This window comes from Nonomuraea sp. NPDC005650 (assembly GCF_040605375.1).
In the GTDB taxonomy this organism is placed as follows: Bacteria; Actinomycetota; Actinomycetes; order Streptosporangiales; family Streptosporangiaceae; genus Nonomuraea.
Genome location: NZ_JBEXCR010000002.1, coordinates 260,876 through 275,966, shown reverse-complemented (window position 1 = coordinate 275,966; position 15,091 = coordinate 260,876). Strand labels below are relative to the sequence as shown.

Below are 15,091 nucleotides of genomic sequence, written 5' to 3'. Positions count from 1 at the left end.
AAGAAAGCGAGGTCCCGCCTTGACCACGGGGATAGCTTTTCGAGTTGCAGTTCCGGCCGCCTGCCGCGATGGTTATTTCCGGCACCTCACAGCCCTGCACAAACGACCAGGCGCCGGAATTTCCGCGCCGATCCATGGAGGAAACCACACATGATCCGTCGTATTCTGGCCGGTGCAGCAATCGCGGTCACCGCGTTCGGCTTCACCGCAACGGGCGCCTCGGCCAGTGTCGGGCCCAACCCGCACAACAGCGGGCAGTCCATTCTGAGCCAGCTGAGCGCACTCGATGACCTGACCGCGCTCAACGACGTCCTCAACGACTCCGTGAAGTACGTCGACATCCTGACCCTCCTCCACCTGCAGGACATCGACGCCAACATCCTGAACAACCAGGAGAACACGGGCGACAACAACTGACGGCTCCTCGCATGGCGTAGGCAGGAAGCCGATCGGCGCCTCTCCGGGAGGGAGCGCGCCCAGGCCAAGTTCGTCTTCCTGGTGCCTTGAGGTGAACCGCAGAACGGGCCGTGGAGATTCGCGAATCCACGGCACGGGACCCGGTGCGCACCGGGCCCTCCGTGTCCCGCGGCCCAGGTCGATCACTGCAGGAAGGCCTGGGCCGCGTGGCCGTTCGAGGCAGCGGAGCCCGGGGCGCCGCCGTCGTCCGTGGCCGCGGAGTTCAGCGCATGGCCGTTCATGCCGGTGCCGCTCGGCCGGACCACGCCGAGAAAGGTACGCCTGGCGAGCGGGTCCACCCGTACGGACTGCCCGCTGTACGGGGCGTGCACCATCCGCGTGGCGTCCACGACGATGCCGACGTGCTCGGGTCCGGGACTGTGAGAGTCGTTGTCGTAGAAGACCAGATCCCCGGGCTCCGCCTGCTCCCTGGGTATCCGGATACCGGAGCGCCACTGCTCCCGCGTGGTCGTGCCGACGTTCACCCCGGCCTGTGCCCAGGCATATTCCGCGAGCCCCGAGCAGTCGAAGCCCCACGTTTTGGCGCCTTTCCCGATGCCGAATCCGGGGCCGTTCACCCCGCCGCCGCCCCACGAGTAAGGGACGCCGATCATCTCTATCGCCGCGCGTACCGCGATCATCCCGCCCGCCGACCTCCGGGCTTCCGCGGGAATGGCCGGGGCAGCATACAGAATCGCCGCTGCCAGTGCAATTGGCAGCAGTCGCCGTAGTCCATTCATGAGATATTCAGTGCTCCCGTCGACGCGCCACCGCCAGACCGTTCTCCCATAACATTCCTCCTTCCCTATAGCGATAAAACGGACTTTGGGCATACGGGGTGTCCGTATAGCCATAAGCTGAAAAACCGCCTCCATGGCACCCCATGGCAAATCCAATTAAGTCGTATATGTCTGGACGATCCATGATCAACAATCAAGAAAATGGTGCGCGCATTTGACTCCCGCTTAGCACAGTCGGGTTGCGACCCGTTGAGACGCCGCGAGAATGTTGCACCTGGAATCTCGCAGCCCGGTGCGAGTGATTCACGATGACGCGCATCCCGCGCCAGTTCCGACGAAGGAGAAACTAGAAAATGATGCGTCGCATTCTCGCTGGTGCAGCGATCGCGGGTTGCCTGCTCGGGTTCTCGGCCACGAGCGCATCCGCCGACGTCGGCCCCAACGCGTTCAACAAGAAGCAGCAGATCCTCAGCCAGCTGAGCCTCCTCGACGACCTCACGCTGGGCAACGACGTCCTCAACGACTCCATCAAGTACATCGACGCCGCCACCATCGGCCACCTGCAGGACATCGACATCAATCTGCTCAACAACCAGTCCCACGTGGGCGACAACAACTGAGCGCGTACGCCTGACCTGAGGGTGCTCCGGCAGCCACGGCCCCGTGGCGGCACCTTGCCGGAGCGCTCCCCGGGCGGGTGGGCGCCGTCCGCGTCGGAGCTTCCGCGACAGTCAAGGGCACGGCCATGCCGTGCCCTTCATAATTTCTCCCTAATTCGGTCATTTTCCGGCGAAAATTACATAGCCAAACATACTTCGTGTAACCTGGGTTCTGGTTATTTGCCAGAGCAGGCCAGTCGCAGGATTACACCCCCAGAGCGTGCGTGTTGGGGGGCGAAGAAGCGTGAGCGTCCAAGAGCGGTTGCTCTATCAGGATGGGCAGCTGACGATCACCGTGCGCGCGGCGCCTGGAGCGCCGTCCGTGGCGCTGGTCGGCGAGATCGACGCCTCCAACAGCCCCGCGGTGGCCGACGCCCTGAAGGGGTGCCGCCGGGGCGCGTACATCCTCGTCGACACCGGCGAGCTGACCTTCATCGACGTTTCCGGGCTGCGCGTGCTCGTCATGCCCACCCTGCCGCCGGCGGAGCGATGGATCCGCCTGCACAATGTCACGCCGTACCAGCGCCGCCTGCTCCGCATGATGGGCTGGTTCTACGAACCCCGCACCCATCACCTGCCCGCGTAGGCCGCCGAGGTGCCGAGGCCGGTCGGCCCGCCCAGCCGCCGCTCGGGCACCCGGTTGTGGCGGCGCAGCGAGTCCTCGTCGAACCGGGAGCAGTGGTGGTGCCAGTGGAATATCCCGGCCACCCAGTTCCGCAGCCCGTCCACGAACGCGTCGAGGTCCTGCCGGGCGTCCGCGTCGAGATCGAGGTTGTCGCACAGGACCGGCAGCTCGTGCTCGACGATGTGCTGGAACTGGCCCACCCGCGAGGCCAGCAGGTCGGTCACGATGCCGAGCGCCGTCGGGTAGTCGCAGTCGAAGAAGTGCTGCACCACCAGGATGCCGTTGTGCAGGTCCCCCTCGAACTCGATCTCCTTCTGGTAGGAGAAGACGTCGTTGATCAGCGTCCCGCAGTCGGCGACGGTGTTCTCCAGCGACCGGATCGGCCCGCTCTCGCGCAGCTCACGGGGCAGCCGCCGGCCGTCCCGCAGCCGGCTGAGGCCCGTGGTCAGCTCGCTGCCTGAGGCCTGCCTGCGCATCTCTATGAAGTCCACGGGGTCGGGGATGCGGTTGGCGAACTGGTTGCCCAGCTCCCACAGCCAGGCGAGGCACGTGCTCTCGACCGCCTCGCGGAGCTCGCGGCGCGCTTCCGGCGGCATCGGCCCCACCGTACGCGCCCAGACGTCGGCCAGGCCCCGCTCCAGCACGCTCGCGGGTGCGGGCGCAGGGGAGCCGTCCAGCGGCATGAACGCCGAGAACCGCTCCACCGCGATCGCGGCCGCCGCGAGGTTGCGGGACCGGCCGAAGACGGCCGGGAAGTAGTCGTCCGCGTACGTGCCCCACGCCATCCAGTACGAGGCCAGGTCCAGCTCCTCGGCACTGCCGTCGGGATGCAGGCCGGCGGTGCAAAGGGGCAGGTCGAGGTCGACCAGGCGCTGTTCGTCCCACAGGGTCGAGTCGAGCATCCCCATCTCCCCGCACCAGGCCACGGTGTTGCGCCGGGCGGTGTCGAGATGGGGCGACAGCCGGACCTGGAAGGGCACGTCCAGGTCGGGGATCCGCGAGGGCCCCACCCGCTGGTACGGCACGTACGTGAAGCTGCGCAGCCGCTTGGCCCCCAGCAGGTTGACGATCGACGGCATGCCCAGCGGCTTGCGGGCGGCGACCCGCTTGTTCATGTACCGGCTGGAGCGCAGGTGCCACTCGTGCCCGCCCGCCTGCCAGTCCTGCAGGCCCTTGACGTAGGCCAGCACGCCGGTCGCGGTGAGCGGGTCGACGCCGTACTCCACGAACAGCGGGCCCAGCTCGCCCAGCGCCGTGTGCTCGAACTGCTGCAGCCGCGAGGTCAGCAGGTCGTTGACCGCGTCCGCGGCCTCCTGCGTGCCGCACCCCAGGAACCTCTCCAGCACCAGCACGCCGTTGCTCAGCTCGCCCTCGTCCCCGACCTCCCGCTCGTACGAGAACAGGTCGTTACGCAGGTGGACCCCGTCCGCGAAGGCGTCCTTCAGCACCCGCAGCGGGCGGGTCCCGGCGAGCCGGGCGGGCACCTCGGCGCCGACCGCGTGCTCGACCAGCCCCGCCGACCAGGGCGCCCCGCCGACCTTGCGGCGCATCTCGATGTACTCGACCGGGTTGGCCACCCGCCCCCGGTTCATGTTGGCCAGCTCCCAGAGCGACTCGTTCAGCAGGTTCCGGGTGCTCTCGGCGAAGCGCGCCCGCCAGTCCGCGGACCTGCTGGGCACCGTACGCGCCCACAGATCGGCCAGTCCGGCCTCGACCGGGTTGGTGGGCTCGGGCATGGTCAGGTCATCGCCCATCGGCATGAACCGGGCGACGTGGTCGAGGTACGCCTTGCCGCCCGCCAGGTCACCGCTGCGCTTGAAGACCTCCAGGAAGTGGTCGTCGAAGAAGAAGACCCACACGTACCAGTCGGTGATCAGGCAGAGCTCCTCGGCGTCGCAGTCGGGATGCGTGTACGCGCACAACAGCGCGTAGTCGTGGGCGTCGAGGTCGGCCTCCTCCCAGATGCCCGACCCTTCGGACATGCCCAGCTCGCGCGCCCACTGTCTGGAATGCGCGCGAGCCTCTTCGAGATGCGGGTTCAGCCGCGCCGGGTACGGCATGTAGAAGTCCGGCAGCTCGAACGGCTGACTCATGGCAACTCCCTCACGTGCGTAGCAGGCCGGCACCGCGCGCACGCGGTGCCGGCCGTCCGGTCCCTAGCTCAGCCGTTCCTGCCGAGTTCGACGTCCTCCAGCACGCCGAGCGCGTCAGGCACGAGCACCGCCAGCGAGTAGTACGCACTCACCAGGTAGGAGATGACCGCCTTCTCGTTGATGTTCATGAACCGGACCGACAGGCTCGGCTGGTACTCGTCGGGGATGCCGGTCTGGTGCAGGCCGACGACGCCCTGGTTCTCCTGGCCGGTCCGCATGAGCAGGAACGACGTCGTGTGCGAGGAGGAGATCGGGATCTTGTTGCACGGGAAGATCGGGATGCCCCGCCAGGACGGCACCTTGTGCCCGAAGGCCTCGATGGACTGCGGGTAGACGCCGCGCTTGCTGCACTCCCGGCCGAAGGCCGCGATGGCCTGCGGGTGCGCCAGGAAGAACGCCGGGTCCTTCCACACCGTGGACAGCAGGTCGTCGAGGTCGTCGGGGGTGGGGCGGCCGGCGCGGGTGCGGATGCGCTGGCTGAAGTCGGCGTTGTGGAGCAGGCCGAACTCCTTGTTGTTGACCATCTCGTGTTCCTGCCGCTCGCGCAGGGCCTCGATGGTGAGACGGAGCTGCTGGTCGAGCTGGCTCATCGGCTGGTTGTACAGGTCGGAGACCCGGGTGTGCACCCGCAGGACCGTCTGCGCCACGCTCAGCTCGTACTCGCGCGGACTCTGCTCGTAGTCCACGAACGTGCCGGGCAGCACCGGCTCGCCGCTGTGGCCCGCCGACAGGTCGATCGCAGCCTCGCCATAGTCGTTCTGGGCGTGCTCTCCACTCGCCGAAAGCCAGCGGTCCAGGTGCTCGCGCAGGCCGGGCGCCTGGTCGGCGAGCTGCTCGAAGTCCTGCTTGGACAGCGTGAGCACGGTGGTCTTGGTCTTGGCCCGCGCGGTGAAGTCGAACTGGCCACCACTCGTCAGTGTCGCCTCGCCGAGATAGTCGCCGTCGGCCAGGACGCCGAGGTTCTGCTCGTCGCCGTACGCGCCGCGGCTCACCTTCGCCACCCGGCCGTGGGCGATCAGCACCAGCCGGTCAACGGGGCGGCCCTCGGAGACGATCTCCTCGCCCGCCTCCACCTCACGCTGGGCGAAGCGGTCGGCCAGCGCCCCGAGCACCTCCGAATCGTCGAAGCCGCGCAGCATGGGCAGCTCGGTCAGCTCCGCAGGGATGACCCGCACGTCCGCACCGGTCGTGCTGAACGTGATGCGGCCGTCACCCAGCTCGTACGTCAGCCGCCGGTTGACCCGGAACACGCCGCCCGAGCACTGCACCCACGGCAGCAGCTTCAGCAACCAGCGGGAGGTGATCTCCTGCATCTGCGGCGGCGTCTTGGTCGTGGTCGCGAGCTGTCTGGCGGCGTCGGTGCTGAGGCTGAGCTGTCCGTTGCCGTTGACGGCCTCGGGCGTGCTCGAGTTGGTCGTTTCGGTCATCGTGCTGCACCACCAATCTGGGTTTGGGACCTAGCCGGGGTTGCGGGTGGATCGGATTTCGAGCGGAAGGGAGAACGTGAGGGTCTCCTTGGCCACGGTCACCGGCTCCACGTCGTCGTATCCGTGGGCGGCGAGCCAGCCGAGTAACTCCTCGACCAGCCGCTCGGGGACGGACGCGCCGGAGCTGACCCCGACGGTCCGCACGCCGTCGAGCCAGCGCTCGTCGGCGTCGTCGGCCCTGTCGACCAGGTACGCCGCGCCCGCGCCGGCGCCCAGGGCCACCTCGACCAGCCGGCGCGAGTTCGACGAGTTGGCCGAGCCGACGACGATGACCAGCTCGCACCGCGGGGCGATCCTGGTGATCGCCTCCTGGCGGTTCTGGCTGGCGTAGCAGATGTCGTCGCTGGGCGGGTCGACCAGCTGGGGGAAGCGTTTGCGCAGCTCGGCGACGGCCTGCATGGTCTCGTCCACGGCCAGCGTGGTCTGCGACAGCCAGCTCATCGGGCGCTCGCCGCTCGCCGTCACCTCGTCGGGCCTGGCCGGGTCCACGACGTGGATGCGGTCGGGGGCCTCGCCGAACGTGCCCTCGACCTCCTCGTGCTCGGCGTGGCCGATGAGCACGATCTCGTAGCCGGCCTCGGCCATGCGCACGGCCTCTTTGTGGACCTTCGTGACCAGCGGGCAGGTGGCGTCGATCGTCCGCAGGCCGCGCAGCCCCGCCGCGTCCTTCACCGCCGGCGCGACGCCGTGGGCGGAGAAGACGACCAGCGAGCCGTCGGGGACCTCGTCGAGCTCCTCGACGAAGATCGCGCCGCGCCGGGTGAGGTCGTCGACCACGTACGTGTTGTGGACGATCTGTTTGCGCACGTAGACCGGTGGGCCGAAGCGGCTCAACGCCTCTTCGACGGTGTTGATCGCGCGCTCGACACCCGCGCAGAAGCCGCGCGGGGCAGCAAGAAGTACCTGTCCCATTTGGGGAACCCCCTACTTGGTGCGGTGCGCGAGCTGGTCGGCCAGCACGGCCAGCGCTCTGGCCGTCTCCGGCTCGATCGGAGCCGCGGCCAGCGCGGTCACGGCCTCGCGCACCCGGTCTTCGATCATTTCCTCGACCTCGTCCAGCGCTCCCGTGTCGCGCAGGATCTGCCGCACCTCCTCGGCGCGCTCCTCGGTCAGCTCCGGGTTGCCGTGCCAGTTCCTGAGATGGGCGAGCTGGCCGGGCGTGGCCCGCCGCACGGCATGCGCGATGAGCACGGTGTGCTTGCCCTCGCGCAGGTCGTCCAGCGCCGACTTGCCGGTCTCCGACTCCAGGCCGAACGTCCCGAGCACGTCGTCGCGGAGCTGGAACGCCTCGCCCAGCGGCAGGCCGAAGCGCGAGTACGACTCCAGCAGCTCCATCGAGGCCCCGGCCAGCGCGCCGCCGATCTGCAGCGGCCGCTCGACGGTGTACTTGGCGGTCTTGAACCGGATCACCGTGAGCGCCTCCTCCACGCTCGCGCCCGAGCGGAGCTGGGCCAGGACGTCGAGGTACTGGCCGCTGATGACCTCGGTGCGCATGGTGTCGAACACGTGGTGCGCGGCCCGCAGCCGGTGCGGCTCCACCCCGCACGACGACAACATGGTGTCGGACCAGGCCAGGCTCAGCGTGCCGAGCAGGATGCCGCCCGCCTGCCCGAACGCGTCCGAGCCCGGGCCGCGGTGCAGCCCGGCCAGGCTCTTGTGCACGGTGGCCCGGCCGCGCCGCAGCTCGCTGCCGTCCATGATGTCGTCGTGGATGAGCAGCCCGGCGTGGCACAGCTCCAAGGACGCGGCGGCGGTGATGATCTCCTCGCCGTCGCCTCCGTCGGCCCCCCGCCAGCCCCAGTAGCACAGCTGCGGCCTGACGCGCTTGCCGCCGTTGAGGATGAACTCGGTGAGCAACTGGTACGCCGCCTCGACGTCGGGGTCGTCGACGGGAGCTCGCCAGGTCTCGAGAAAACCGGCCAGGCGTCGGTCTATGCGTGATCCAACGTTGTGCTGAGTGAAGCTCACCGGCATGCGCGCGGCTCCTTCGGTCGGCGTCAGCTACCAATAGTTACTCACCCAATACAGAGCGTGTAAAGCACTTTGGTGTGGAGCGTTCGGCCTTTGCTGGACCGGTCCCCGAATCTGGGCGTGTCGGGATGCTGTCCGGAGCAGGTGCCGATTTGATGGCTTATGTGGGGGTATGCGGCATTTGTGCCTACTTCGAAGGAGACACCATGAAGGCAGTCACCTGGCACGGAAAGCGCGACATCCGGGTCGAGGAGGTCCCAGACCCGGCCATCAAGGAGCCGAACGACGCGGTCATCAGGGTGACCAGCACCGGAATCTGCGGCGCCGACCTCCACCTGTACGAGGTGCTCGGGCCGTTCATGGCCGAGGGCGACATCCTGGGTCACGAGTCCATGGGCGTCGTCGAAGAGGTCGGCTCCGCGATCGACAACATCAAGCCGGGTGACCGCGTGGTCATCCCGTTCAACATCTCCTGCGGCCACTGCCACATGTGCGACATGGAGCTCTACGCGCAGTGCGAGACCACGCAGGTGCGCGAGCAGGGCACGGGAGCGGCCCAGTTCGGCTACACCAAGCTCTACGGCCAGGTGCCCGGCGGGCAGGCCCAGTACCTGCGGGTGCCCGAGGCCCAGTTCGGCCCGATCAAGGTGCCCGAGGGGCCGCCGGACGAGCGCTTCATCTACCTGTCCGACGTGCTGCCGACCGCCTGGCAGGCCGTCGCGTACGCGCACATCCCCGAGGGCGGCAGCGTCACCGTCTTCGGTCTCGGCCCCATCGGCCAGATGTGCTGCCGCATCGCCCGCCACCTCGGCTACCGGGTGATCGGCGTGGACGGCGTCACGCAGCGCCTGGAGATGGCCCGCCGCCACGGCGCCGAGGTCATCGACGCGAGCGAGGTCAGCGACGTCCCCGAGGAGATCCGTCAGCGGACCTCGGGGCGCGGCACCGACTCGGTCATCGACGCGGTCGGCATGGAGGCCCACGGCTCCCCGGCCGCCAAGCTGGCCCAGACGCTCACCACGATGCTGCCGGGCGCGGTGGCCGCGCCGCTGCTGTCCCACACGGGCGTCGACCGCCTCGCCGCCCTCAACCAGGCCATCGACTCCGTACGGCGCGGCGGCGTCATCTCCGTCGTCGGCGTCTACGGGGGCATGACGGACCCGATGCCCATGCTGCGCATGTTCGACAAGGGCATCACGATGCGCATGGGGCAGGCCCACGTCCGGCATTGGACCAGCGTGCTGATGCCGCTGGTGACCGACGAGTCGGATCCGCTCGGCGTGACGGACCTCGCCACCCATCGGCTGCCCTTGGAGCAGGCGCCCATGGCGTACGAGATGTTCCAGAAGAAGTCCGACGGAGCCGTCAAGATCCTGCTCCAGCCGTAATGCGGCAGGTCAGAGGAGTTTCGCTGCCCGGTGGGCGGGCAGCGAAGCTCGCATGAGAGTTGTCGTGGTGGGGGCAACCGGGAACGTCGGCACCAGCGTGGTTCGCGCGCTGGCCGCCGACGACGGGGTGACCTCGGTCGTCGGGGTGGCCCGTCGGCTGCCCGGTTGGCGGATCGACCGCACCGACTGGCGGCAGGCGGACGTCGCGACCGCGGATCTGACGCGGATCTTCGACGGGGCGGACGCGGTCGTCCATCTCGCGTGGCTGTTCCAGCCCACCAGAGACCCGGCGACGACCTGGCGGGCGAACGTCCTGGGCAGCATGCGCGTCTTCCGCGCCGTCGCCGAGGCGGGGGTGCCCGCGCTCGTCCACGCCTCGTCCGTGGGCGCGTACTCGCCGGGGCCCAAGGACCGGCCGGTGGACGAGAGCTGGCCCACGCACGGCTGGCCGGGGGCCGCGTACGGGCGGGAGAAGGCGTACGTCGAGCGGGTGCTCGACGTCTTCGAGCACGATCACCCGGGCATCCGGGTGGTGCGGATGCGGCCGGGGTTCGTCTTCCAGCGGGTGGCCGCCACCGAGCAGCGCAGGCTGTTCGGCGGGCCGTTCCTGCCGGGACGGCTGATCAAGGAGGGGCGGATCCCGTTCGTGCCGGACATCCCGGGCCTGCGGCTGCAGGCGCTGCACGCGGAGGACGCGGCGGAGGCGTACCGGCTGGCCGTCACCAAGGAGGTGCGGGGCCCGTTCAACCTCGCCGCCGCGCCCGTGCTCGACCCGCCCGACCTGGCCAGGCTGCTCGGCACCCGTACGGTCGCGGTCTCGCCCACCGTGGCCAGGGCGGTCATGGCGGCGGCCTGGCACCTGCGGCTCCTGCCGGCCGCACCCGGCCTGCTGGACCTGGTCCTGCGGGTCCCGATCATGAAGACAGACCGCGCCAGGGAGGTGCTGGGGTGGGCGCCGCGGCACCCGTCGTGGGAGGCCGTGCGGGAGCTGTTCGAGGGGCTGCACGACGGGGCCGGCATGGACACCGTCCCGCTGGCCCCCGACGGCGGGCCCGTGGGCCGCGTCAAGGAGCTCGCCGCCGGTGTCGCTGGGGCGTCCGGGGTGTAAGTCGTCTCCTCCGGGGGAACGTGACACACGACGCGAGGTCCTGAAGCGCGACCGTCACCCTGTCGGACGACACGGAGGGAGCGCATGCGGACCCTGATGGCCCAGCCCTTCACCCTCGACGACGTCACCAGGTTGCGCCGCACCGTGGCCGAGTGTGCCAGGGGTTGCGGGCTGAGCAGCCCTCGGCTGGACGACTTCGTCCTGGCCGTGCACGAGAGCGTCGTCAACGCCGTGGAGCACGGGGGCGGGCATGGGTACTTCAAGCTGTGGACGGTGAACGGCGTCATCCGCTCCGAGACCTCCGACCGGGGGACGGGCATCCCCGACGGCTACGTCGACGGCGGCATCAGCCCGCTCGACCTCGCCCAGGGCGGCAGGGGGATCTACCTCATCCAGCGGCTGTGCGACACGGCCGACTTCGACACCGGGCCCGGCGGGACGACGGTCCTGCTCACCATGCGGCTGCCGAGCGGGCCTGATCGCGTCACCCACGAGGCCATGAAACGCATCCGGGTCATGGCCGGCTGCCGCCCCTTCGGCCGCTTCACCGCCTGACCCCTCGGGCGGATGGGGTGGGTGGGGGGCAGGTAGGCTCACTACGTGAGCGGCGAAACGCTTTCCTCCGGGATCATCTCGCCCGTCCGGCGCATCGGCCGGCGGGAGTTCGATTTCGCGCGTCAGGTCGCCATCATGGCCATCGTCAACAGGACGCCCAACTCCTTCCACGACCAGGGCCGTACGTTCGAGCTCGACAGCGCCGTGGCCGCCGCGTGCCGGGCCGTGGACGACGGGGCCGACTGGGTGGACATCGGCGGGTTCGCCTTCAGCGCGGCTCAGGCGCACATCGGCGCGTACGAGGAGATCGACCGGGTCGCCCCGGTCATCGCGGAGGTCAGGAAGGCCACCGACGCCGTCATCTCCGTCGACACCCACCGGCCCGAGGTGGCGCGGGCGGCCGTCGAGGCCGGCGCGGACGTGATCAACGACACCAACGGCCTGCGCGAGCCCGGCATGGCGGAGTTCGCCGCCGGGTCGGGGGTCAGCGTGATCGTCACGCACAGCCTCGGCGGCCCCGGCAGGCGCGTGTTCCGGCCGAGCTACGCCGACGTCGTCGCCGAGGTGGCCGGCTACCTGCGCGAGCGGGTCGCGTTCGCGCTGGCGGCAGGCATCGCCCCCGACCGGATCATCATCGACCCCGGCCACGACCTCAACAAGAACACCTTCCACTCCCTGGAGATCACCCGGCGGCTGGAGGAGATCACCGCGATCGGCTACCCGACGCTGGTGGCCCTGTCCAACAAGGACTTCATCGGCGAGACGCTCGACCGCCCCCAGGGGGAGCGGAAGGAGGGCACGATCGCCGCCAACGTCTTCTCCATCGTCAAGGGCGCCCGGATCCTGCGGGTGCACGACGTGGCCGCCACCGTCGCGTCCGTACGCATGACCGAGGCCATGCTCGGCTGGCGTGGCCCGCTGACCCCGAGTCACAATCTGGCCTGAGGAGGTCGTTTTGACCGAACGGAAACCCCTGGGCATGCCGTTCGAGAGCTGGATCGACCGGCAGATCCGCGAGGCGCAGGAGCGCGGCGAGTTCGACGACCTGCCGGGGGCCGGAAAGCCGCTGCCCGACCGGCCGCACGACGACATGTGGTGGATCAAGCAGAAGGTCGAGAGCGAGGGGCTGACGATGCCCCTGCCGCCCACGCTGGCGCTGCGCAAGGAGGCGGAGGAGGCGCTGGCCCACGCGCGCGGGGCCAGGTCGGAGACCGAGGTGCGGCGGATCCTCGACGAGATCAACCAGAAGATCCGCGAGGCGATCAGGACGGGATTGTCGGGCCCGCCGCTCAACCTGATGCCCTTCGACGTTGATGAGATCGTCTCGGAGTGGCGCAGAGCGCAGAGGTGAAGGGGCCCCGCGTGCGGGGCCCCTTCGGGTGGTCGAGGGACCCGGGTCAGGCGGGTCCCTCCGAGAGACCCGGGTCAGGCGGGTCGCTCGGGCTCAGGCCGGGGGCGAGGCCCCCGGCGGTGACGGTGGTCAGTTGACGGGCGGGTAGGCGTTCCTCAGCAGCTCCTGGAACTGCGCCGAGAACCAGCGCCCCGACAGCGGCGCGTTGGGCAGCGCGCCCGACAGGTTGTTGCCGTTGAGGTTGTTGCCGTGGTACGTCGGGTCGCACATCCGGTCGAACTTCTTGCCCTCGTCGTTCGGGATGTCCGAGCTGGCGCCGTCCGACTCGCCCGGAGGCTTGATCCAGACGTAGGCGTCGAACCCGGCCGCCGGGCTGGCGGTCGGCCGCGCGCCCAGGCCCGCGCCGCTCTGGTTGCACCAGTTGCCGGCGTGGATGCGGCGGTCGGTGCGCGACTGGTTGACGAAGTCGTCCAGGACGGTCGAGGTGCTCGGCCCGCTCGGACGGGCGGAGCCGCCCCAGCCGTTGCGCGAGGTGTCGACCAGCATGCCGAGCCCGTTCCTGAAGCCCTTGGAGATGAGGGCGCTGCGCAGGGCCGTGGCGAACGTCGCCTCGTCGACGTACCAGTTCCAGTCCACCCACTTGGACTGCCGGACCGACGTGCCGTTCACGGTCGAGTTGATCGTGAAGTACGGCTCGGTGGTCGCGGAGGTGTTGGCGGTGTTGACGATGAAGCCGTCCACGCTGTCCACGCCGGCGGTGGCGCCGGCGGCGGTGTTGTAGAAGATGTTGACGGACGGGTTGAAGTTCGAGTCCCAGCCCAGCCAGGCGTGGTGGGCGGCGTCGACGTAGGTGTAGACGTTGGTGATGGCGTGCAGCTTGTTCAGCGCGTAGCGCACGCCCTCGACGTAGGCCCCGGTCGAGTTCGCCTCGGCGCACTTGGCGAAGCTGAGGTTGGTGACCAGGTTGGGGAGCGAGTCGGGCTCGATGATCGTGACGATGCGCAGGTTCGAGTACGCGGAGTCGCTCATGATCGCCGAGATCGGGTCGATGTACTCGGCCTTGTAGCGGTTGAGCCCGTTCTCGGAGATGAGCAGCTCGCCGTTGGAGGCCAGCGCCGAGCAGTCGCGGTTGGGCAGGTCGTAGATGACGAACTGGACGGTCAGCGGCGCGGAGCCGTTGGCGGCGTCCTGCCTGACGGCCTCGTCCAGGTGGGCGCGCAGGCCCATGGCGGAGGAGGAGCCGGCGATGGCCGCGATGCGGTCCAGCCAGACGGCGGTGGAGGTGTTGGCCACCGCGGAGCCGCCGGGCTCGGCCTGGGCCTTGGCCTTCCAGTCAGGGTTGACGTAGCCGGTGGCGCCGGCGTACGGGTTCTCGACGTGGCCGCCGGGGGTGGTGCCGCCGTCGTTGTCGGCCTCGGTGGCGGTGACCGTCCTGGAGGTCAGGCCGGTGGAGGCGACGGTGATGGTGCGGCTGCCGTTGGCCGTGTCGGAGTCCTCGGAGGCGGCCAGGGTGACCGTCTGCGCGATGCTCCAGTTGGACGGCGTGAAGGTGAGGCTGCCGCCGCTGGAGACGGTGATGTTGGTGTCGCCGGTGCCCGCCGTCGAGGTGACGGTCACGTTCGAGGTCGGCGCGGCGGCCAGGCGCACGGTGTACGAGGCGGTGGCGCCCTCGGGCACGGTCACCGCGGTCGGCGTCACGATGATCGACTGCTCCACCACGGCGTCGTCGTCCACCTCGGTGGCCGAGACCGTGGCCGGGGTGACGCCGGTGCCGCCGACGGTGAAGGAGGCGGTGCCCGCGGTCGTGTCGGAGTCCTGGGCCGCGGCCAGGGTGACGGTCTGGGCGGTGTTCCAGTTGGACGGGGTGAAGGTCAGCGAGCCGCCCGCGCTGACGGACAGGTCGGTGTCACCGCTGGTCCGCGTGGTGGTGACGGTCACGTTGGCGGACGGGGCCGAGGAGAGCCTGGCCGTGAACGTGGCGGTGCCGCCCTCGTTCACCGCGACCGCGCTGGCCGAGGTGACCACCGACGGGGTGGTCGGGTTCCCGCCGCCGCCGCAGGTGACCCCGTTCACGGTGAACGCGGTCGGGTTCGGGTTGGTGCCGGTCCAGGTGCCGTTGAAGCCGATGGAGACCGAGCCGCCGGTGCTCAGGCTGCCGTTGTACGGCATGTTCGTCCCGGTCACTCGGGTGCCTGACTGGCTCCAGTTGGCGCCCCAGCCGGTGGGGGTGTACTTCTGACCGGTGGTCGGGTAATCGAAGGCCAGATTCCACGACGTAATCGGGTCGCCGGTGTTCTTCAACGTGATGCTCGCGGTGAAACCGCCCTGGCCGGGGCTGCTCGTCCACGAGTTGGCAGAGTAGGTCACGTCGCAGGCGACGGCGGCGTTGGCTGCCGTGCTCTGGCCGACGACGAGCCCTAAGGCCGCGACACTCGCGGCGGTCACGGTCACGGCCCATTTGCGGAGGCCGCGTTGGAGTCTCACGAGCGATCATCTCCAGTGTTAGAGGGTGGGAGCGCTCCCATGGTCTGTCGTGGTTCCATCCATGTACAGAGGGCGACACTCGCGGAGGTGTCCGCCGCCCCGCATGCTCGTTGA

The 15,091-nt window shown here is 69.4% G+C and carries 14 protein-coding genes; 8 read left to right on the top strand and 6 right to left on the bottom strand.

Features of this window, described 5'->3' with window-relative positions:
- Window positions 1-150: 150 nt before the first annotated feature.
- Window positions 151-417, top strand: coding sequence for a hypothetical protein (locus tag ABZS69_RS04055; protein WP_355366093.1), 267 nt, complete (start codon window positions 151-153; stop codon window positions 415-417).
- A 182-nt stretch (window positions 418-599) separates the two neighbouring features.
- Here the strand turns inward: ABZS69_RS04055 and ABZS69_RS04050 are convergent, their stop codons facing one another.
- On the bottom strand, window positions 600-1,097 hold the full coding sequence (locus ABZS69_RS04050; protein ID WP_355366090.1) for a C40 family peptidase: 498 nt from the start codon (window positions 1,095-1,097) through the stop codon (window positions 600-602).
- Between the two features lie 452 nt (window positions 1,098-1,549).
- On the opposite strand from ABZS69_RS04050, the gene ABZS69_RS04045 reads away from it, so the two are divergent.
- A complete protein-coding gene (locus tag ABZS69_RS04045) occupies window positions 1,550-1,816 on the top strand; it encodes a hypothetical protein (RefSeq protein ID WP_355366087.1) in 267 nt (88 codons plus the stop codon).
- 283 nt (window positions 1,817-2,099) lie between these two features.
- Window positions 2,100-2,441 (top strand): STAS domain-containing protein, encoded by a 342-nt coding sequence (locus ABZS69_RS04040; protein ID WP_355366084.1) that lies wholly within the window; start codon window positions 2,100-2,102, stop codon window positions 2,439-2,441.
- Here ABZS69_RS04040 and ABZS69_RS04035 read toward each other — a convergent pair.
- The 4 genes from ABZS69_RS04035 to ABZS69_RS04020 form a co-directional block, all read right to left on the bottom strand.
- On the bottom strand, window positions 2,426-4,573 hold the full coding sequence (locus tag ABZS69_RS04035) for a terpene synthase family protein (protein WP_355366081.1): 2,148 nt from the start codon (window positions 4,571-4,573) through the stop codon (window positions 2,426-2,428). The genes ABZS69_RS04040 and ABZS69_RS04035 overlap by 16 nt on opposite strands.
- Before the next feature lie 68 nt (window positions 4,574-4,641).
- Entirely contained in the window at window positions 4,642-6,060 is a 1,419-nt protein-coding gene (locus ABZS69_RS04030) for a family 2B encapsulin nanocompartment shell protein (RefSeq protein WP_355366078.1), read from the bottom strand.
- 30 nt (window positions 6,061-6,090) lie between these two features.
- On the bottom strand, window positions 6,091-7,032 hold the full coding sequence (locus ABZS69_RS04025; protein WP_355366075.1) for a 4-hydroxy-3-methylbut-2-enyl diphosphate reductase: 942 nt from the start codon (window positions 7,030-7,032) through the stop codon (window positions 6,091-6,093).
- A gap of 12 nt (window positions 7,033-7,044) precedes the next feature.
- On the bottom strand, window positions 7,045-8,088 hold the full coding sequence (locus ABZS69_RS04020; RefSeq protein WP_355366072.1) for a polyprenyl synthetase family protein: 1,044 nt from the start codon (window positions 8,086-8,088) through the stop codon (window positions 7,045-7,047).
- Between the two features lie 209 nt (window positions 8,089-8,297).
- On the opposite strand from ABZS69_RS04020, the gene ABZS69_RS04015 reads away from it, so the two are divergent.
- From ABZS69_RS04015 to ABZS69_RS03995, 5 genes are all read left to right on the top strand, one after another.
- On the top strand, window positions 8,298-9,479 hold the full coding sequence (locus ABZS69_RS04015) for a zinc-dependent alcohol dehydrogenase (protein ID WP_355366070.1): 1,182 nt from the start codon (window positions 8,298-8,300) through the stop codon (window positions 9,477-9,479).
- Window positions 9,480-9,531: 52 nt separating this feature from the next.
- Entirely contained in the window at window positions 9,532-10,587 is a 1,056-nt protein-coding gene (locus ABZS69_RS04010) for an NAD-dependent epimerase/dehydratase family protein (RefSeq protein WP_355366067.1), read from the top strand.
- Window positions 10,588-10,671: 84 nt separating this feature from the next.
- Window positions 10,672-11,142 carry an ATP-binding protein gene (locus ABZS69_RS04005; RefSeq protein WP_355366064.1) on the top strand — a complete coding sequence of 157 codons (471 nt, stop codon included), beginning with the start codon at window positions 10,672-10,674 and terminating at the stop codon, window positions 11,140-11,142.
- 45 nt (window positions 11,143-11,187) lie between these two features.
- Complete coding sequence (gene folP, locus ABZS69_RS04000; RefSeq protein WP_355366061.1) at window positions 11,188-12,087, top strand: dihydropteroate synthase; 900 nt, start codon at window positions 11,188-11,190, stop codon at window positions 12,085-12,087.
- A 10-nt stretch (window positions 12,088-12,097) separates the two neighbouring features.
- Window positions 12,098-12,493 (top strand): DUF1992 domain-containing protein, encoded by a 396-nt coding sequence (locus ABZS69_RS03995; RefSeq protein WP_355366058.1) that lies wholly within the window; start codon window positions 12,098-12,100, stop codon window positions 12,491-12,493.
- A gap of 129 nt (window positions 12,494-12,622) precedes the next feature.
- Here ABZS69_RS03995 and ABZS69_RS03990 read toward each other — a convergent pair whose 3' ends face one another.
- Window positions 12,623-14,977 carry a glycoside hydrolase family 6 protein gene (locus tag ABZS69_RS03990; RefSeq protein WP_355366055.1) on the bottom strand — a complete coding sequence of 785 codons (2,355 nt, stop codon included), beginning with the start codon at window positions 14,975-14,977 and terminating at the stop codon, window positions 12,623-12,625.
- Window positions 14,978-15,091: the final 114 nt, after the last annotated feature.

Bases quoted from the DNA above. Each gene is read 5' to 3' on its own strand.
- ABZS69_RS04055 (WP_355366093.1), top strand. From the start codon at position 151: ATGATCCGTCGTATTCTGGCCGGTGCAGCAATCGCGGTCACCGCGTTC.
- ABZS69_RS04050 (WP_355366090.1), bottom strand. From the start codon at position 1,097: ATGATCGCGGTACGCGCGGCGATAGAGATGATCGGCGTCCCTTACTCG.
- ABZS69_RS04045 (WP_355366087.1), top strand. From the start codon at position 1,550: ATGATGCGTCGCATTCTCGCTGGTGCAGCGATCGCGGGTTGCCTGCTC.
- ABZS69_RS04035 (WP_355366081.1), bottom strand. From the start codon at position 4,573: ATGAGTCAGCCGTTCGAGCTGCCGGACTTCTACATGCCGTACCCGGCG.
- ABZS69_RS04030 (WP_355366078.1), bottom strand. From the start codon at position 6,060: ATGACCGAAACGACCAACTCGAGCACGCCCGAGGCCGTCAACGGCAAC.
- ABZS69_RS04025 (WP_355366075.1), bottom strand. From the start codon at position 7,032: ATGGGACAGGTACTTCTTGCTGCCCCGCGCGGCTTCTGCGCGGGTGTC.
- ABZS69_RS04015 (WP_355366070.1), top strand. From the start codon at position 8,298: ATGAAGGCAGTCACCTGGCACGGAAAGCGCGACATCCGGGTCGAGGAG.
- ABZS69_RS04010 (WP_355366067.1), top strand. From the start codon at position 9,532: ATGAGAGTTGTCGTGGTGGGGGCAACCGGGAACGTCGGCACCAGCGTG.
- ABZS69_RS04005 (WP_355366064.1), top strand. From the start codon at position 10,672: ATGCGGACCCTGATGGCCCAGCCCTTCACCCTCGACGACGTCACCAGG.